The 18,388-nt window shown below is 69.9% G+C and carries 14 protein-coding genes; 7 read left to right on the top strand and 7 right to left on the bottom strand.

The window, feature by feature from the left end:
* Window positions 1–1,068 precede the first annotated feature (1,068 nt).
* Complete coding sequence (locus HH310_RS11245) at window positions 1,069–3,237, top strand: MMPL family transporter (protein WP_169175422.1); 2,169 nt, start codon at window positions 1,069–1,071, stop codon at window positions 3,235–3,237.
* On the opposite strand, the gene HH310_RS11240 is transcribed toward HH310_RS11245, so the two are convergent.
* On the bottom strand, window positions 3,224–3,517 hold the full coding sequence (locus HH310_RS11240) for a YiaA/YiaB family inner membrane protein (protein WP_248293913.1): 294 nt from the start codon (window positions 3,515–3,517) through the stop codon (window positions 3,224–3,226). The two genes, HH310_RS11245 and HH310_RS11240, sit on opposite strands and share 14 nt — an antisense overlap.
* 39 nt (window positions 3,518–3,556) lie before the next feature.
* Window positions 3,557–5,386, bottom strand: a complete 1,830-nt coding sequence (locus tag HH310_RS11235) for a GGDEF domain-containing protein (RefSeq protein ID WP_169175421.1) — start codon at window positions 5,384–5,386, stop codon at window positions 3,557–3,559.
* Between the two features lie 87 nt (window positions 5,387–5,473).
* Here HH310_RS11235 and HH310_RS11230 point away from each other — a divergent pair, with 87 nt between their 5' ends.
* From HH310_RS11230 to HH310_RS11220, 3 genes are all read left to right on the top strand, one after another.
* Complete coding sequence (locus HH310_RS11230; RefSeq protein WP_169175420.1) at window positions 5,474–6,106, top strand: SAM-dependent methyltransferase; 633 nt, start codon at window positions 5,474–5,476, stop codon at window positions 6,104–6,106.
* 10 nt (window positions 6,107–6,116) lie between these two features.
* Window positions 6,117–7,118: an LLM class flavin-dependent oxidoreductase gene (locus tag HH310_RS11225; RefSeq protein WP_169175419.1), complete on the top strand. Its 1,002-nt coding sequence runs from the start codon at window positions 6,117–6,119 to the stop codon at window positions 7,116–7,118.
* A 132-nt stretch (window positions 7,119–7,250) separates the two neighbouring features.
* Entirely contained in the window at window positions 7,251–7,931 is a 681-nt protein-coding gene (locus HH310_RS11220; protein ID WP_312033970.1) for a YceI family protein, read from the top strand.
* A 46-nt stretch (window positions 7,932–7,977) separates the two neighbouring features.
* Here the strand turns inward: HH310_RS11220 and HH310_RS11215 are convergent, their stop codons facing one another.
* Window positions 7,978–8,835 carry a carboxylesterase gene (locus HH310_RS11215; protein WP_211192028.1) on the bottom strand — a complete coding sequence of 286 codons (858 nt, stop codon included), beginning with the start codon at window positions 8,833–8,835 and terminating at the stop codon, window positions 7,978–7,980.
* A gap of 26 nt (window positions 8,836–8,861) precedes the next feature.
* Between HH310_RS11215 and HH310_RS11210 the strand changes: the two genes are divergently transcribed.
* On the top strand, window positions 8,862–9,221 hold the full coding sequence (locus HH310_RS11210) for a hypothetical protein (protein WP_169175418.1): 360 nt from the start codon (window positions 8,862–8,864) through the stop codon (window positions 9,219–9,221).
* Between the two features lie 1,393 nt (window positions 9,222–10,614).
* On the opposite strand, the gene HH310_RS11205 is transcribed toward HH310_RS11210, so the two are convergent.
* Both HH310_RS11205 and HH310_RS11200 read right to left on the bottom strand, forming a co-directional pair.
* Window positions 10,615–11,751, bottom strand: coding sequence for a glycosyltransferase (locus HH310_RS11205; RefSeq protein WP_169175417.1), 1,137 nt, complete (start codon window positions 11,749–11,751; stop codon window positions 10,615–10,617).
* A 55-nt stretch (window positions 11,752–11,806) separates the two neighbouring features.
* Window positions 11,807–13,189, bottom strand: a complete 1,383-nt coding sequence (locus tag HH310_RS11200) for an AMP-binding protein (protein ID WP_396027508.1) — start codon at window positions 13,187–13,189, stop codon at window positions 11,807–11,809.
* Between the two features lie 296 nt (window positions 13,190–13,485).
* On the opposite strand from HH310_RS11200, the gene HH310_RS11195 reads away from it, so the two are divergent.
* On the top strand, window positions 13,486–15,378 hold the full coding sequence (locus HH310_RS11195; RefSeq protein WP_169175415.1) for a CHAT domain-containing protein: 1,893 nt from the start codon (window positions 13,486–13,488) through the stop codon (window positions 15,376–15,378).
* Here the strand turns inward: HH310_RS11195 and HH310_RS11190 are convergent.
* Both HH310_RS11190 and HH310_RS11185 read right to left on the bottom strand, forming a co-directional pair.
* Window positions 15,375–15,701 (bottom strand): CU044_2847 family protein, encoded by a 327-nt coding sequence (locus HH310_RS11190; RefSeq protein WP_169175414.1) that lies wholly within the window; start codon window positions 15,699–15,701, stop codon window positions 15,375–15,377. The genes HH310_RS11195 and HH310_RS11190 overlap by 4 nt on opposite strands.
* A gap of 80 nt (window positions 15,702–15,781) precedes the next feature.
* On the bottom strand, window positions 15,782–17,293 hold the full coding sequence (locus tag HH310_RS11185; protein WP_312033968.1) for a GGDEF domain-containing protein: 1,512 nt from the start codon (window positions 17,291–17,293) through the stop codon (window positions 15,782–15,784).
* 81 nt (window positions 17,294–17,374) lie between these two features.
* On the opposite strand from HH310_RS11185, the gene HH310_RS11180 reads away from it, so the two are divergent.
* A complete protein-coding gene (locus HH310_RS11180; protein WP_169175412.1) occupies window positions 17,375–18,358 on the top strand; it encodes a MoxR family ATPase in 984 nt (327 codons plus the stop codon).
* Window positions 18,359–18,388 lie beyond the last annotated feature (30 nt).

Below are 18,388 nucleotides of genomic sequence, written 5' to 3'. Positions count from 1 at the left end.
CAGCCGCGGCCGACCGTGATGCGCAGCCGGGGGCGGTGCGGGCGACCGTGATGCGCAGCCGGGGGCGGTGCGGCCGACCGTGATGCGCAGTCTGGGGCGGTGCGGGCGACCGTGATGCGCAGCCGGGGGCGGTGCGGCCGACCGTGATGCGCAGCCTGGGCCGCCGCGGCCGACGCCGATGCGCCTGGGTCGGTGCGGCCGCGGAGATCGCCATCGTCACGGGGCGATCTCTGCGGCGGGGCGCGCGTTCCCGCTTCGTGGGACATCGCAGCCACATCGTGGGCTTTTCGTGAACCTTGGAGAGTTGCGCCCACATACGAGCCATAACTCTCCAAGGTTCACATCTGGCCGGGAAAGCCCGCCGTGCGAAGGCCGCATTGCGGGACAAAAGCTACTCCACAATGGACGTTAATCCCGCATCCCGGACGCCGGGTCCAGGATGCGGTCGCCAGTCTCATTATGTGGCCGCGTGTCTCACGATGTGGAAGCGCCGCAGGTCACTAGCCGAGCCCGGCGGTCCAGCGGCCCGGCCGGTCCATCCCAGCCACCAGAAATGCCAGAAATGTCGGATATGCGCGACGGGCGCCCGGGGCATACGGCGTTTCTCAGCCACTGCGCCGACCAAACGCTGCGACCATGATGATCCGTTCGATGGCCGGCGACCTCGGGCTGCGTGGCTGGCCACGGGTAGACGGCGACGCATACCGGTTGACCAGACCGGGTCGGCGGACGCCGCGGGACAACACGCCGCCTGTGACGCTGCACGCGGCCTTGACCGGGTGGAGCGCTCACTCGCTACACGCCGCCTGTGACGCTGCACGCGGCCTTGACCGGGCGGAGCGCTCACTCGTTACTCGAAAAGCGCGTCAAGCGAGATCGGACGACCCGCGCTCGGCGGAAGCAGCCAATCCCGCGTCATAAATGTTGCTGATTTCTTACGTATTCGGAAACGGCGAATGGTCACGCCCGCAGCGTGTTTTTCATCTCTGGCCGATGGCTGCCCAATGAGTAAAGATCAACCCATTCGGTTCGTCTGACCCGCTCGTTGTTCGTGGAAGGTATTCGCTCGTGTTTCATGGACTGGGGCGGGCCGTCGTCCGGCACCCGATCTGGGTGATCGTCATCTGGGTGGTCGCTGCCGTGGCGATCATCGGATTCGCGCCGAAACTGACCTCGACGACCGATGAGGCGTCCTTTCTGCCGACCCATTACGAGTCGATTCAGGCGCAGCAAATTCAGGAGTCTGCATTTCCGCAGGCGGCGACCCCGTCCGCAATCATCGTCATCGAACGCTCCGACGGTGGCCCGCTCACCGCGGCGAACTCGGACCAGGTCGCGGCGATCGGCCGGACGCTGACCGGCGAGCACATCCCGGACGTCACGTCCGTCGACACCGCGCCCGCTTCGGCGAACAAGCTGATCCAGATCATCGCGGTGCAGATGCCGACGCCGACCGACCCGAACGACAAGGCGGGCGGCGACGCGGTCAAGGCCTTGCGCAGCAGCCTGCAGCACCAGCTCGCCGGCACGCAGCTCAAGGGTGGCATCACCGGCACCGCCGCGCAGACGCTCGACCAGCAGGACTCCGGCAACCGGGCCAACGTCATCATCGGTGTCGCCACGGTGGGCCTGATCGTGGTGCTCCTGCTGATCATCTTCCGGAGCCCGATCATCGCGCTGCTGCCGATCGTCACGATCGGTCTCGTGTCGCAGGTCGCCACCGGGCTGATCAGCTGGGCGAACAACGCCTTCGACCTCAAGACGGACAGCTCGGTCAGCGCCTTCCTGATCGTCGTGTTGTTCGGCGTGGGGACCGACTACATCCTGTTCCTGATGTTCCGCTACCGAGAACGCCTGCGTCTCGGTGAGGATCCGAAGACGGCGATGGCCAGCGCGGTCGCCCGGGTCGGCGAGGCGATCTCCTCGGCGGCCGGCGCGGTCATCATCGCGTTCCTCGCGTTGAGCCTGTCGACCCTGGGCCTGTTCAAGTCGCTCGGCCCGGCGCTGGCGATCGCGGTGGCCACCACGCTGATCGCCGGCCTCACGCTGATCCCGGCGATCGTGTCGCTGCTCGGCACCAAGGTGTTCTGGCCGTCCAAGGCCTGGAAGACCGAGCCGAGCGGGGCCCGGTTCGCGGCCATCGGCCGGTCCGTGGGACGCCGCCCGGTGATGTATGCCGGCGCCTCCGCCCTCATCCTCGTGGTGCTGTCGATCTTCGCGCTGGGCTTCCACCCGAACTTCGACCTCGGCGGCGGGTCCACCTCCAGCACGTCCGAGTCGACCGTCTTCCAGACCGAACTGCTCAAGGGTCTGCCCGCCGGGGCGACCCAGCCGTCCGAGGTCTTCGTCCGGTCGGACAACTCGACCCCGTTGAACGCCGGCCAGCTCACCGACTACCAGTCCCGGCTGCGCTCGGTCCCGGGCGTGGGACAGGTCTCGCCCCCGGTTCTCTCCTCGGACAAGACGGTCGCCGACTTCCAGGTGACGCTCACGACCAACCCGCAGTCCCGGGCCGCGCTGCAGACCGTCAAGGGCCCGCTGCGCGACACCGCCCACGCGTTCGCGCCGCCCGGCACGACCGCGTACGTCGGTGGCATCTCGGCGGTCTTCGTCGACATCCAGGCCGCGGTCGACCACGACTACCTGGTGGTCTTCCCGGTCGCCGGCGCCGTGATCCTGATCATCCTGGGGTTGCTGCTGCGCAGCCTGGTCGCACCGTGGTACCTGATGGTCTCGGTCGGCCTCGGCTTCACCGCCACGCTCGGCGCGACCGTTCTGGTCTTCCAGCACGCCCAGGGCGAGCCCGGCCTGATCTTCATCCTGCCGGTGATCATGTACTTGTTCGTGGTGGCGCTCGGCACCGACTACAACATTCTGATGATCGCCCGGCTACGCGAGGAGGCGAGAGAGGGCCGCAGCCCACGCGACGCCGCGGCGATGGCGGTGCGGCACGCCGGCCCGACCGTCGCCGCCGCCGGACTGATCCTGGCCGGCACCTTCGCCTCGCTCATGCTGGCCGGCAACAGCCTGCTCACTCAGCTGGGCTTCGCGATCTCCAGCGGCATCGTGATCGTCGCGTTCCTGATGGCGCTCTTCCTCACTCCGGGCCTGACCGCGGTGATCGGTCACCGTGCCTGGTGGCCGGGCCATCAAGACCGCAATTCCCCCGGTACGCCTGCGGGAGCCGACGAGGACCGGGCGGAGGACCAGGCCGCGAGCAGTCTCAGTGGGTCTTGAACGGGTCGTGCTCGCTGATGAGCTTGTCGATCCGCGCCTGATCCACCCGCCGCACGACGGTGCCGACATCCTGGGCGTCCCGCACGGTCTTGGCGAGCGTAAAAGCGGACGTGACCACGTACAGCAAGCCGATTGTCAGAAATGCCCGGATCCACGCGCCGACCGGGAGAAAGAAGATGCCGACCGCCAGCGCGACGAGTGAGATCGCGAAGGAAGCGACCGCCTGGGCGTAATAGGCCGCGGTGACCTTGGATTGAGCGGGAATGTCCATGACGGACATCCTCGCCGCGGTTACCGTCCGGGGGTTGAGTACGTGTACTCAACTATCGCCGAGGCGTTTGGCCCGGTACATCGCGGCGTCCGCCTCCCGCAGCAGGTGGTCCGGGTCGGCGGACGGCCCGTCGGACACCGCCACGCCGATGCTCAGCCCCACCGAGACCCGGTGGCCGTCGATGTCGAACGGCTCGGTCACCGCCGAGGTGATCTTGTCGCGCACGATCCGGTGCCAGCCCGGCACACTGAGCCCGTCGAGCAGCACCACGAACTCGTCGCCGCCCAGCCGCGCCACCGTGTCCGACTCGCGCAGCAGCTGGGTGAGCCGGCCGGCCACCTGGACCAGCAGCTGGTCGCCGGCCGCGTGCCCGAGCGAGTCGTTGACCGCCTTGAACCCGTCGAGGTCGAGCAGCAGGATCGCGAACCGGTAGCCCGGCCGCCCCGCCGCGCGCCGTCCGGCCCGCTCCAGGCGGTCGGCGAGCAGCACCCGGTTCGGCAGGCCGGTCAGATGATCGTGCAGGGCCGCGTTGCGCAGGCCCTCCTCCTTGTCGTGCAGCTCGTCCATCATCGCCGCGTAGTCCAGCGCGGCGGCGAGCAGCGCCCCCGACTGGTTCATCATCTCCCGGCCCGGCGGCGTGGTCGTCTGGATGCGCCCGACCGCGGCCAGCGCACCCCAGTCGCGGGCGGCGTTGCGGATCGGCACCACGAAGACGATGTCCCCGGCCGGCCCGTCGGTGAGCTCGTTGAGGCTGGTCGGCGGGAACTCGCTCACCGGGATCATACGGCCGATCTCGCCCGGCGTCGCCCCGGCGGCCCGGAACTCGCCGACCACCTCCAGCACCGGATCGGGACCGGCCGGGGCGGAGGGCCACAGAGCAAGACAACCCCCGATTGCCGGCGTACGCCCGAGCCACTCCAGCCCGCGCGGCTCGTGCTCGTGCGTGCCCAGCAACTCGATGCCCAGCTCGTACTGGATGTTGAGGGTGTGCTGAAGATATTGCACCTGGGTGAACAGCGACCGGTTCAGCGCCTCGGAGACCGGCAGCCCGGTCGGCGGGCACCCGCACGAGTCCCGCACGACGAACGTGGCCGGCACCAGCCGCAACCCTTCGGCCTGATCACTGACCATCGCGTACGCCTCGGCCCCGGCCCGTTCCACCGGCTGGCGGACGGTGGACAGCGGCGGCGTCATGAACCCGGCGTCGGCGATGTCGTCGAACCCGACCACGGCGATGTCGCGCGGAACCTCGTATCCGGCCGCCTGCAGACGCCGGACCAGGCCGACCGCGTTGCGATCGGTGCCCACCACGATGGCGGTCGCCGGCATCCCGGCCCGGATCAGCGCGTCCGCGACCACCTCGCCGCCGCTCTCGTGGTTGTCGCCGGTCTCGAACTCCAGGAACGGCGGCAGGCCGTGCTCGCGCAGCCCGGCCAGATAGCCCTCGCGGCGTTCCCGCAGATCGAAATGGGTGAGATGGCCCGCGAACGCGATCCGGGTGTGCCCGTGCCCGACCAGGTGCGAGACCGCGTCCCGGACCCCGGACCGGTTGTCGGCCAGCACCGTTCCACAGTCGACGTCGGTCGCGTCCTGACCCACGAACACCACCGGCATCCCGGTCTTGCGCGCCTCCCGGGCGTACTCGAGGGAGACCGCGCCGGGCAGCACGATGAGGCCGGACAGGTGGGCCCAGGCCACCGGCCGCCGGAAGTCCGGAATGCCGCTGCGGTCGGCGCTGTGCGACCCGGGGTTGAGGGTCTGGATCGCCATCACCCGGTCGCCGCCGGCGACCGCGGCGGCGTTCACCCCCGCGATGATCGCCCCGTAGTAGTCGCCGCCGACGAAGGGGGACAGGATGCCGAAGGTGCGACCGCTCACAATCACCATGATCTCTCGATTTCGCCAGAGATCACGCGCAACGTGCCGGAAGAGGACCAGAGAACTTCGATGGGGCACAATTTGCCCGTGACACGTACGCAGGGTGACGCCCAACCGCCGGCCGCCACGGTTTCCGACGAGCATTTCCTCGGCATGTACGACGCCAAGGACGACCCGTGGGACCTCGCCGCGAAGTGGCACGACCAGCGCAAATACGCGGTGACCATGGCCAGTCTGCCGCGCGCGCACTACCGGCGCGGCTACGAGCCGGGCTGCTCGGTCGGGCTGCTCACCGCGATGCTGGCGCCGCGCTGCGACGACCTTCTCGCCGTCGACTGCGTCGATTCCGCCGTCGAGCAGACCCGGGCCGCGGTCCGCGAGTTCCCGCAGGTGCGCGTCGGCCGCGCGATGGTGCCGCAGGAGCTCCCGGACGAGACGTTCGACCTGATCGTCGTCGGGGACCTGCTCTACTACCTGTCCGGGACGGATCTGGCCGCCTTCCTCGACGGGCTGGCCGAGCGTCTGGAACCGGGCGGCGACCTCGTGTCGGTGCATTTCCGGGACACCGCGGGCGGCAACTACGACGGCTTCAACGTGCACGCCGCGCTGGCCGGGCTCGACGGCCTGACACGGGTGGTGCACCACGAGGACGAGTGGTTCCTGCTCGATGTCTACCGGCGTGAAGAGGGTCATACATCGACCCCTTCGACCGGCGGGTAACTTTCAGGTCATGGCTCCCGCGATCTCGATCCTTGACCTTGCCCCCATCGCCTCCGGGTCGAGCGCGCGGGAGAGTTTCCGCGCCAGCGTCGAGATCGCGCGCGCCGCGGAACGCTCCGGGTACCGCCGGGTCTGGTACGCGGAGCACCACAACATGTCCTCGATCGCCTCGTCCGCGACCAGCGTCGTGATCGGATACGTCGCCGCGCACACCGAGACGATCCGCCTCGGCGCCGGCGGCATCATGCTGCCGAACCACTCACCGCTGGTGATCGCCGAGCAGTTCGGCACGCTGGCGACGATGTACCCGGACCGTATCGACCTGGGCCTCGGCCGCGCGCCCGGCAGCGACCAGAACACGATGCTGGCGCTGCGCCGCGACAACGCCTCCGCCGACTCGTTCCCGCAGGACGTGCTGGAGCTGCAGGGCTACCTCACCGGCCACAGCCGGATCCCCGGCGTCCAGGCGGTGCCGCGCGCCGATTCCGTCGTGCCGCTCTACATCCTCGGTTCCTCACTGTTCGGCGCTCAGCTCGCGGCGCAATTAGGTCTCCCGTACGCGTTCGCGTCGCACTTCGCCCCGGACGCGCTGCACCAGGCGGTGGAGATCTACCGCCAGCTGTTCCGCCCGTCCGAGCAACTCGCCGAGCCGTACGTGATGGCCGGGGTGAACGTGCTGGCGGCGGAGACCCGCGAGGCGGCCGAGGAGCAGCGCGACCGGGCGTACCGGGCGCGCACCCGCTCGATGATCACCCGGCAGAACCCGGGGCTGAACCTCACCGACGCCGAGCTCGACGAGTTCCTCGCGTCGCCGCAGGGCGCTCAGCTGGCCGGCATGGTCCGCTACACCGCGGCGGGCACGCCGGACGAGGTCCGCGACTACCTCACGTCGTTCGCCGAGTCGGTCAAGGCGGACGAACTGATCATCGCGCATCACGCTCAGCTGGTCGCCGACCGAGTACGCTCCGTCGAACTCACCGGCGCCGCGATGGCCGCTCCGGTAAACATGTGATTCCGGTTCGTACAAATGGCGTTATGAATAGTCCGTTTTTCCCGTCCATAAAGGATTGCGGGTGGAGCCGGTAAATTCCGCCGGAGACCCGTCCGATACGATCTTGCGCGTTGAACGACGCAGGTCAGACGGGTGGGGGAACGAGACGTGGTCGACCGGCCGATCAGGGAATGGAACGGGCTGACAATTCCCGACCCCGGTGTGTATGTGGTCGACGACCGGCACAAGCGATTCGGCTTCGTGGCCCAGCACATGATGGTGACCGAGCTCCGGGGCGAGTTCACCAAGGGTTTCGCGCGCATTGTGGTGGCCGAGGACCCGTTGCGCTCCGTGGTCACCGCGACGATCCGGACCGACAGCGTCACCACCGCCAACCCGGACCGCGACGCGCATCTGTCCAGTCCGGACTTCTTCGACGTCGGCACCTTCCCGACGATGGAGTACCGCAGCACCGGCATCGAGTTCGAGGAGCAGGCCGACCAGATCCTGCAGTGGGCCCGATTACGGAACAATCCGCTGACCCGCCGCCCGTCCGCCGCCGGGCTCCCGGCGGTGACCCGCTCGTCGGGCCGGTTCGTGGTGCACGGCACGCTTACGATCCGCAACGTCAGCCGGCCCGTCGACCTGCAGTTCGAGTACGGCGGTGCCAGCCGCGACCCGGACGGCTTCGACCTGTTCGGCTTCACCGCGACCGCCGAGGTCGACCGGGAAGAGTTCGGCCTGCGCTGGAACGTGATGCTGGAGAGCGGCGGCGTCCTGGTCGGCCGCAAGGTGCGCATCGAGCTGGCCGGGGAGGCCGTTCGCCAGGCTTGAGGTGATGCATGGTGCATCCGTGTGGACGCACCATGCATCAGCGCTTTCAGCGTTCCGAGAAGCGCTGCACGAACGCCAGCGACGTGTTGCAGACCTCCAGCCAGCCGGAGTCGATGGTCAGTGAGTGCCCGCGGTTCGGCATGTCCGCGAACTCGGTCACGCCGGTGTTCTTCTCCTGCAGCTTGAACGTCGCCTGCGACACCGCCGGCGGCACCGTGTGGTCACGCGCGCCGGACACGACCAGCAGCGGCCCGCGGTACGGGTTCTCGGTGTCCACCTTCACCTCGGTCCACGGGTTCAGGTTCGCGGTGGCCGCCTGGAACAGGGGAGCGCCGGGCGCGGGCACGGCGTACTCCTCGTACAGCTGGTGCGCCTCTTCCTCGGTGACCGCGTTCGCGAAACCGTACCGGAACTGGTCGAAGGTCAGCGGGATGGCCCGGTGCCGGTTCGCCGGGTTGCTCAGCACCGGCGACGCCGACCGCAGCGCCGAGATCGGCAACGGCAGCACCCCGCGGAACGGCGCCGCGTCGATCGCCACCGTGGCGTTCGCTAAGCCCCGCCCGGCCAGGATCTGCGCGAGCAGCCCGCCGAACGAGTGCCCCACCACCGCGGGCTGCTTGTCCAGCTTCCCGATGACCTCGTCGTAGTGGTCGGCGACCTGCCCCACCGTCTTGCCGGCGAACACCTCGGGGTGGGCGTTGGCCTCCTCGACGGTCTCCGGGTCGTCCGGCCAGCCCGGGGTGATCGGCGCGTAGCCGGCCCCGCGGAACACCTCGGCCCACCGGTCCCAGCTGTTGGGCAGCAGCCAGAGCCCGTGGATGAACACGACCGGGGTCAGCCCCGACGCGTTCACCTCGGTGATGTCGTCGAGGGTGTGCTGCGGAATCATCACAATCTCCTTCATCCCTCTATGGAAGCTGCGCCCACCCTATGATCAACAAGCCCGGGGCGCCTCATCCGTACGGCCGTCGTCCCCACCCACAACCGCACCAGGCAGCAGAGCGCAGCTGCGCCGCGTCGGGCGCCCGTGTCGAGTTGCCGATCCGCGTCGAGCTCGCGGCCCACGCTGAGTTGGCCATCCACGTTGAGTTGGCCATCCGCGTTGAGTTGGCCATCCGCGTTGAGTTGGCCATCCGCGTTGAGTTGCCGATCCGCGTTGAGTTGCCGATCCGCGTTGAGTTGCCGATCCGCGTCGAGCTCGCGATCCGCGTCGAGTTACCGCGCGCGTTGAGGGCCAGGCCCGCGTTACCGGCGAGATGCGGCCACAGCGAGGGGAGAGGATCGTCGTAGGCGCCGTGGCGGCACGCTCGCAAGGCGGCGTACCGCTATGTGTAACTGTTCAGCTGATTCCGTCGGCCGGGAGTCCCCGTGCGAGGCGACGCCGCCAGGTCCGGGCAGGTCCCAGCTCCCCACAGTGGCCGCCCCACCCCGGTGTGGGGAGTCGCGACGCCGAGGAGGTTGCGGTTGCCCACACCGCAGCCACCCCCACCCCCGTGTGGGCAGTCGCGACGCCGAGGAGGTTGCGGTTGCCCACACCGCAGCCACCCCCACCCCGGTGTGGGCACCCGCCACGACCGGAAGGTCCCAGCTCCCCACAGCGACGGTCCGCAGGTCCGCCGCGCAAGGTCAACTCATCGGAGCGTGAGCGGCGCGAGAAACAGCTGAACAGTTCCACAATGTGGACAAACGCGCCACATCGTGGACTTTTGCGAACCTTGGAGAGTTGCGCCCACATACGAGCCACAACTCTCCAAGGTTCACATCTGGGCCGGAAATCCCGCCGGATAAAAGCGGTATATCAGCACAAAGTTTCCTCCACAATGGACGCAGATCCCACTTGGTAGACGCCGGGCTCAGAATGTGGTCGCCGGTCTCAGCATGCGGCCGCAAGTCCCACACAATGGAAAACGCCGAGCGCCACTCGACAGGCCCCGCGACCGGAAAGTCCGGCCAATCAACGTGGATAACAGGAAATGTCGGCTATGCGCGGAGGGTCGGCTGGCGAGGGCGTGGCGCTCGTGCGGCTCATCGGGCGTGGCGTTTGCGCGGAGGGTCGGCCGTCGAGGGTGTGGAATTTGCGCGAATGGTCGGCCGACGAGGGTCGGCGGACGGGGCGTGGCGTTTGCGTGGACGGGTCGGCCGGCGAGGATGTGGCGTTTGCTCGGAGGTTCGGCTGGCGGGGGTGCGGCGTTTGCTCGGACGGTCGGCCGACGGGGCGTGGAGTTTGCCCGGAGGTTTGGCCGGTCGGGGGCGTGGCGTTTGCGTGGACGGGTCGGCCGGCGAGGATGTGGCGTTTGCTCGGAGGTTCGGCTGGCGGGGGTGCGGCGTTTGCTCGGACGGTCGGCCGACGGGGCGTGGAGTTTGCCCGGAGGGTTCGGCCGGCCGGGGGCTTGGCGTTTGCGCGGACGGTCGGCAGGCGGGGGTGTGGCGTGTGCTCGGGGGCTGGCCGGCCCGAGGGTGCGGCGTTTTGCGCGGAAGGTTGGCCGACGAGGGCGTGGCGTTTGGTCGGAGGGCTGGCCGGCGGCGTCGTGCTGGGGCTGACCTCGACCGGTGACCCCGAGCATGGCGTTTGCGCGCCGCGGCTGCGAGCGCGGCAGCCGGGCAGCGGCACCGTGTGGTGCCGCGAACCGGGCAGCCGCGCCCTTTGAGTGTCTCGGCGCTGCCACGATCAGGAAATATCCGTCTATATCGAGTTTACGAGGCGTTTGGCGATCTCGTCGGCGGGAGGCATGGCGGCGATCTCGTCGCGGAGGCGGTGGGCCGCCGCGGTGAACGAGGGCTCGATGAGGACGCGGCCTAGCGCCTCGGCGACCGCTGCCGGGTCGGGCTGGCCCTGCGGCAGGGCCAGGCCGGCGCCGGTCGCCTCGACGCGCTTCGCCTGGCGGAACTGGCCGATCGCGGCCGGTGCGATCACCGCGGGCACGCCCCGGGCCGCGGTGCCCCAGGTGGTGCCGGACCCGCCCTGGTGCACCACCGCGGCGACGCCGTCGAGCAGCTCGGCCGCGGGCAGGAAGGAGAACAGCTCGATCCGGCCGGGCTCCAGACCGAGATCGTCGATCGGCCGGCCGCTGAACGTCGCCACCAGGTCGACGTCCAGCGTGCTCAGCGACCGCAGCAGCGTGTCGAGGCCGGTCGCCGCCGCCGCTACCGTGCTGAGGCTGACCAGCACCTTCGGCCGGCCGGTGCCGGGGGCGCGCTGGGCGGGCGGGGTGCCTTCGGGTGCCGAATACGGCTCGGGGCGCAGCGCGATGCGGTCGATCGGCGGCACCCAGTCGGCGCGCTGCAGGCTCGGCGGACAGAGATCGACGAACCGGTTGCCGGTCAGCCAGTGCACCGGCGCCTGCAGGTCACGGTCCTGATAGCGGGGGCGCGCCGCCGCGACCAACGCGTCCTGGAAATCGGTCTCCAGCGCCGGGTCGATGCCCGCCAGCGCGATCGGCAGATTGAGCTCGGTCGCGACGATCGGGCCGACGAAATCGACCTGCTCGGCGACGATGAGATCCGGTCCCCATTCTTTCGTGGCGGCCAGCGCGTCGTCGAATGCGAGGTCAATCCGCACGCCCGCGAAGAATTCGGCGGCCAGTTCCGGAGTCCGGCTGTCCATGATGTTCTTACCGGTACGGCGGGTGACCTCGGCAACGCCCTCCTGCATGGTGACGCCGGCCGGGAGCAGGTCGAAGCCTTCCCGTTCGACATCGTCGAGCATGGTGGCGGCGGTGACAAAGGCAACCGTGTGGCCCTGTTTGCGAAGTGCCCGGGCCAACGGAATCAGCGGGAGGAAATGCCCCATCGCGGGATTATTGAAAAAGAGAACACGCACGTCGGCCGAGATTACTGAGGAAAATGACAGTTCGCTGTGGGCGCGGACACGCCATTCACAGGCGCTTCTTTTGAACTTTGCCCAGGGAATTACGTGGCAGCCCGGCGACGAGATGCACGACGCGGGGCCGCTTGTGCGCGGCGAGCCGCTCGACCACGAAGGCGATCAGCTCGGCGGACGTCACGGTGTCGGCCACGACGTACGCGGTGATCTGCTCCCCGAGGTCCGGATGCGGGCGACCGACCACCGCGGCCTCGCGCACCGCGGGGTGTTGCAGCAACGCGTCCTCGACCTCGCCGGCGCCGACCCGGAACCCGCCGGTCTTGATCAGGTCGGTGGAGGCGCGGCCGACGATGCGGTGCCAGCCGTCCGGGCCGATGGTGGCGACGTCGCCGGTCGGGTACCAGCCGTCGACCAGCGGCGCGGGGGTGACGGCGCCGTCGCGCAGGTAGCCGTCCAGCAGCGTGGCGCCGCGCACCTGAAGTTCGCCGATCGTGGCGCCGTCGGCGGGCACCGGTGCGCCGGAGTCGTCGACCAGGCGGGTCTCGACGCCGCGGATCGGCAGCCCGACCTGGCCGCGACGCCGGTCGCCGTCGGCGCGGGCGCTCACCGTGATCAGGGTTTCGGTCATGCCGTAGCGCTCGACCGGGGACTGGCCGGTGAGTGCCGCGAGCTCGTCGAAGACCGGGGCCGGAAGCGGGGCGCTGCCGGAGACGAGCAGCCGGGCCGGGGCCAGCGCGCGGGCGGCGGCGGGGTCGGCGGCGATCCGGGACCAGATCGTGGGCACGCCGAAGTACAGCGTGCCGCCTGCGGAGGCGTACGCGGAAGGGGTTGGTTTTCCGGTGTGGATCAGCCGGGAGCCCAGCCGCAGCGGCCCTAGAACGCCGAGGACCAGGCCGTGTACGTGGTAGAGCGGCAGACCGTGCACGAGGGCGTCGGATTCGGTCCACTGCCAGGCCTCGGCGAGCGCGTCGAGGTCGGCGGCGATAGCGGCGCGCGAGATGACCACGCCCTTGGGAGCGCCGGTGGTGCCGCTCGTGTAGAGAACGAGGGCGGGCGCGCCGGCGGGCGGTTCGGGCGGGGCGTCGTAGGCTCGCGCTTTCCGGGCGATCGGCATGACCGGTACGCCTGTGCGGCCCGCCGCGGCCGGATCGTCGGACAGGACGAGCGCGGCGCCCGAGTCGTGGAGAATGTGCGCGCGCTCGACATCGCCGGCGTCGGGCGGGACGGGCACGACCGGGATTCCCGCGTGCAGCGCCGCCACGATGCCGGCAATCGTCGAGATGTCGGGCCTGGCGTCGACGGCGACGATCGGGGCACCCTTGAGGTCGGCGGCGATGGCGAGGGCCCAGCCGAGGAGCTCGTGTCTCGATATAGGGGATATATCGGGGGCGGCGACGGCGTTGGGGATGTCGGACGGCGAGTGCAGCGCGGTCAGCAGCGGCATGCGCCGATCATCCCGGCATCGGGCGCGGATTGCGCGTCTGGGCCGTCGCGTCGCGCGTCTGGGACGTCGCGTCGCGCGCTGGCGTCGGTGCCGCAAGGCGCGGGTTGGGCGGTTGGGACGTCGCGTCGCGCCGGCGTCGGTCACGTCAGGGCGTGCGCGGGCTGCGCGGTCGAGACGGCGGATCGGCTCAAACGCCCGTGCTGCCGCGCGCACGTTCTGTCGGCTTTCCGAGCGGACCGTGGCCTGACTCCATGCTGGTGGCTAGCGTCTGGGGGCGGAGGCGCGCCATGGGCAGTGAGCTCGAGTTGCAGGTCTCCGGTGTGGCCCCGGGCCGATACCGCGTGAGCGTGGTGCACGCCGCGGCCGGCGGTACACCGGTCGACGACCTCCGGCTGGACGTCGACGCGTTGCTGAGCCGGCGCCGGGAGATCGAGACAACGGTGCTGGCCTCGGCGGTCCCGGCCCGGCGCGTGGTCTCGGAGCTGGAGGAACCGGTCCGGCAGGTCGGACAACAGCTGTTCGAGGCGCTGTTCGGTGGCCCGGTCGGCGCGGCCTATCACGCCAGTCTGGGCGCGGCCCAGCATCAGCATCAGCGGCTGCGCATCTCACTGCGACTCGACTCGCCCGAGCTCGCCCAGCTGCCGTGGGAGACGTTGTTCGATCCTGAGCTTCGCGTCTATCTCTGCCGGCGTGAGCCGCTGGTTCGCCACGTGGCCAACGACGGTTCGGAGCCGCTGGCGATCCAGCCTCCACTGCGCATCCTCGCGATGGCCTCGTCACCCAGGGGCCTCGCGCGCCTCGACGTCGACGCGGAGAAGGCGCACCTCGCGAACGCCTTGGCCGGCCAGCTCGATGCCGGCCGGGTCGAGCTGACCTGGCTGCCCGAGGCCAGCTGGGACAGACTGCACGAGCACCTGCTCGACGGCGACTGGCATGTCCTGCACTTCGTCGGTCACGGCGACTACGACGCGCGCTCCGACGAGGGGTTGATCGCCTTGGTGGGGCACGACGGCGGTCCGGATCTGGTCGAGGCATCGCGGTTCGCTGACCTCCTGGGCGAGGCGCAGCCCAAGCCGAGGCTGGTGGTTCTCAACTCCTGCTCCTCGGCCGACGGCGGCGTCCACGACGTTCTGTCCAGCACCGGTGCGGCCCTGGTGAACAGCGGAATCGACGCCGTCGCGGCGATGCAGTTCGCGGTGAGCGACGGCGCCGCCGCCCGCTTCGCGCGTGGTTTCTACACCGCGCTCGCCAAGGGACGACGGGTGGACGAGGCCGTGCAGAGCGGGCGGCTCGAAATCCTGGGCGTGGGGAAGACGCTGGAATGGATCACGCCGGTTCTCTACGTCCGCGGCGAGGCGACTCAGCTGTTCGACGTGCACGGCACCACCCCGGCGGACCGACGCGAGCGACAACCAAATCCGGACGAGGCCCGGCAGGAACGCGACCTGGCCGCCGGGTACCAACGGGCGAGGGATGCCGAGGAGGCCGGTGACTGGGCGGCGGCGATCGAGGCGTACGGCACGATATTGGCCACCCGGCCCGACTATCGCGACGCGTCGGTCCGGCAGGAACGCTGCCGGCCGCGGCTGCGGGTGGCCGACCTGCGAGCGGAGGCGCGGCTCAATGCCCGAGCGGGCGATTGGCCGGGGGTGCTGCGGCTGACCGACGCCATTCGCCACCTCGACCCCGCGGCGGTGGACGTCGATCTGGAGGCCACGGCGCGTCAGGCGCTGGCGCAGGCCGCGCGCCGCGCCGACGAGCAACGCCGCGCCCAGGCCGAGCGCGACGCCGCCGAGAACGAGCGGCGGGGGCGGGCCGAGCAGCAACGCCGGGAACAGGCCGAACGGGACCGAGCCGCGGCCACCTCGCGTGTCTACCGGTCCCGGGCCGGCGAACGACCGAGCGGACACGGCGCGCGCGAACCGTACGCTCCGGCGGATCGCAGCGATCGTGCCGTGACGACCGCATTCGTCGTCGCCCTGATCGGCGTGATCCTCATCGCCCCGTTCGCCGGACTGACGTCGATCGCGGCGCTCATCATCCTTTACCGGACGAAGAAACGCCGGCCCGCCGCGGTCCGGACACCGCTGGCCAAAGCAGCCTGGGCGCTGAGTTTCGTGGGAGTCGCGATCACCGTCATCGGGTTCACGGTCGCCGCGGTCGCCGCGCTGCGTTCCTAAGAACGCCGCCGCCAGGTCACCGCTACCTTGAAGTTCGCTGTCGTGCTCGCGGCGGCCACGAACGCCCCCGCTTCCGCGTGCATGTCCAATCCGAACTCCACCGTGATCTCGGCCGGCGAATCCGCCGCCGCTCGAAGCTCGTTCACGATCGTCTGGGCAACCGGCTGCACCTGCCGGACGGCTGCCTCGAAGCTCTGCCCGGCTCGAGCCACCACCCCGCCTCCGCCGAGACCGCGCGTGACCACGCCACCCACGCCCGGCGCCAGCTCGACCAGCACCCGGCCGTCGCCGCCGTCCAACTCGAACTCGACCAGCTGTCCCATGAGCAGACCTCCGCACCCACCAGCGTCGCCCGGCAGCGGGCACGGTCGACGCCAGAGTCGTAGATCTCGCAGTACCGGCGTCAGGCCAGGGCCGGGACGTGGGTTTTCCAGATGCCTTTGCCGCTGCCCTTCGCCGCGTACATCGCCACGTCGGCGTGGTGGAGCAACGACTCGACGTCGTCGGTCGGGGTCGCGCCGGCCACGCCGATGCTGGCGTTCACCGGCACTGCCAGACCGGCGATGTCGACCGGGGTGCGGAACGCGGCCAAAATACGCTCGGCGGTCAGCTCGGCCCGGGTCTCGCCGGCCGGCAGCAGGACGGCGAACTCGTCACCGCCGAGCCGCGCCGGCAGGTCCTCGTCACGGACCGTCGCCCGCAGCTTGTCACCGACCGCGACCAGCAGCGCGTCGCCGGCGGCGTGGCCCATCGTGTCGTTGACGGCCTTGAAGCCGTCCAGGTCGATCAGCAGCACCGACACCGGGCGGCCGGCGGCGAGCGCGTCCGCGACCCGCTCGTGGAAGTGGGTGCGGTTCGCGAGGCCGGTGAGCCCGTCGAACTGGGCCTGGTGCCGCAGCCGCGTCTCGTGCTCGCGCAGCCGGCCGATCAGGGCCGTGTTGTCGTGGAAGGCGACGAGCTGCCGCGCGGCGACCAGCGCGCAGATCAGCCCCAGCCCGGCCACCACACCCCACAGGCGGCCGTCCACGCCGTACGGGAGAATCACGATCAAAGCCCCGAACGCCATCGCCATCGAGCCGTACGGGAGCAGGCTGTAGGGTTTGCGCCGCCGGTCGCCGAAGGGGGCCGGTTCGAGGTGCGCGAGGATCTCCTGCACGCGTGGGCCGGCCGCGATCAGCAGCGACGGCAGGAAACGGACGAAGTAGACGAGCGGGCCCAGCTCGGTGTGCGCGAACCGGCCGAGGAAGACGCCGACGCTCATCGCGATCGCCGAGGCCAGCATCGGGAACGCGGCGAGCTTGTGCATCGGGGCGTTGCCGCTGAGCATCATCTTGACCGAGGCGAAGGTGCCGCAGATGCTGACGCCGGCCACCACCAGCGTGCCCAAAATGTCCGGGTTGTCCGACGACCCGGCGAAACACCAGGCGACGACCGCCCCACCGACGAGCAGCGTGGCCGAGTCGAGCCAGAAGGCGAGACGCTCCCGGCCGGTCCGGTTCGGGTGCGGATAGACGAGCATCGCAACTACCACGGCGAGCAGCCCGATGCTGAAGCAGGCCGTCTGGATCGAGCCGCCGGTGGTCGACGACCGCTCGGGATGCGCCAGCGTGAGCGCCGCCTGATAGCTGTCACCGAGCGTGAACAGGGTGCCGACACCAGCCATCACCAGCCAGAATCGGCGGATCGGTCCGGTCGCCAGGCGATGCACCCGCCACGAGCAGACCGCCAGGATCAGATCGAGCGGCGGCTGGAAGAGCCAGAACACCCGAACAAGTGAGTCGGTATCCGGAAAAAGTAGAAAAAATAGGATGCCTGCGATCAGTGTCCAGGCCGTGCCGAACAGCAGGAGCCGGTCGCGCGCCAGCGAACGGGCATGCTCTCCCCAGCGCCGCGCTTGTCCATCCGGTCCGATCACGCCGTCAAAAATCGGCCGCCGCCTGCGGATCATGAGGAACTCTTCGGCCCGCTTTCGGTGCCGCTTGGTGTCCTGAAACGTATGACAGACGACGCGACACTGCTCGAACAGACCCTGTTCGAGGTCAAGAAGGTGATCGTCGGGCAGGACCGGCTCGTCGAACGCCTTCTCACCGCCTTGCTCGCGGGCGGCCACTGCCTCCTCGAAGGCGTCCCCGGGGTGGCGAAGACGCTGGCCGCCGAGACGCTCGCGACGGCGGTGGGCGGCAGCTTCCGGCGCATCCAGTTCACCCCGGACCTGGTGCCGTCGGACATTTTGGGCACCCGGATCTACCGCGAGGGCACCTTCGACGTCGAGCTCGGGCCGGTGATGGCCAACATCGTGCTCGCCGACGAGATCAACCGGGCGCCGGCGAAGGTCCAGTCGGCGCTGCTCGAGGTGATGGCCGAGGGGCACATGTCGCTCGGCGGCGTCACGTACTTCGTCCCGCAGCCGTTCCTGGTCCTCGCCACCCAGAACCCGATCGAGAGCGAGGGCGTCTACCAGCTGCCGGAGGCGCAGCGCGACCGGTTCCTCCTGCGGGTGGTCGTCGGCTATCCCACCGAACCGGAAGAACTGGCGATTTTGTACCGGATGGGCGGCGTGCGACCGTCCGCCGAACCCGTGCTGGAACCCGACTTCGTGCAACGGATGCAGGAGCGGGCGCGCGAGGTGTTCGTGCACCACGCCCTCGCCGAGTACGTGGTGCGGCTGGTGACCGCCACGCGCGAGCCCGCCCGATTCGGCCTTCCGGACATTCAACCCTTGCTTGCGTACGGGGCGAGCCCGCGCGCCACCCTCGGCATGGTGGCCGCCGGACGCGCCCTGGCACTGCTCCGCGGCCGTGACTACGTGCTTCCGGCCGACCTGCAGGAGATCGCCTCGGACGTGCTCGCGCACCGGCTGGTGCTCTCGTTCGACGCGGTGGCCGACGGGGTGCAGCCCGAGGACATCGTGCGCCGGATCGTCGACGCGGTGCCGCTGCCGGTGGTGGCTCCCGCCCAGGAAAGCGGCCTGGCGGCGTGAACCGCGACCAAAAGCCCGGCGGCGTGAACC

Source organism: Actinoplanes sp. TBRC 11911 (assembly GCF_012933445.1).
Lineage (GTDB): Bacteria > Actinomycetota > Actinomycetes > Mycobacteriales > Micromonosporaceae > Actinoplanes.
Note: the sequence above shows the minus strand (reverse complement) of the source record. Positions and strands in the feature narration are given on the sequence as shown.

What these genes read in the sequence shown, in the direction of transcription:
- HH310_RS11240 (WP_248293913.1), bottom strand. Translation starts at nt 3,517, where the DNA reads ATGTCCGTCATGGACATTCCCGCTCAATCCAAGGTCACCGCGGCCTAT.
- HH310_RS11225 (WP_169175419.1), top strand. Translation starts at nt 6,117, where the DNA reads ATGGCTCCCGCGATCTCGATCCTTGACCTTGCCCCCATCGCCTCCGGG.
- HH310_RS11195 (WP_169175415.1), top strand. Translation starts at nt 13,486, where the DNA reads ATGGGCAGTGAGCTCGAGTTGCAGGTCTCCGGTGTGGCCCCGGGCCGA.
- HH310_RS11180 (WP_169175412.1), top strand. Translation starts at nt 17,375, where the DNA reads ATGACAGACGACGCGACACTGCTCGAACAGACCCTGTTCGAGGTCAAG.
- HH310_RS11190 (WP_169175414.1), bottom strand. Translation starts at nt 15,701, where the DNA reads ATGGGACAGCTGGTCGAGTTCGAGTTGGACGGCGGCGACGGCCGGGTG.
- HH310_RS11210 (WP_169175418.1), top strand. Translation starts at nt 8,862, where the DNA reads ATGATCAACAAGCCCGGGGCGCCTCATCCGTACGGCCGTCGTCCCCAC.
- HH310_RS11215 (WP_211192028.1), bottom strand. Translation starts at nt 8,835, where the DNA reads ATGAAGGAGATTGTGATGATTCCGCAGCACACCCTCGACGACATCACC.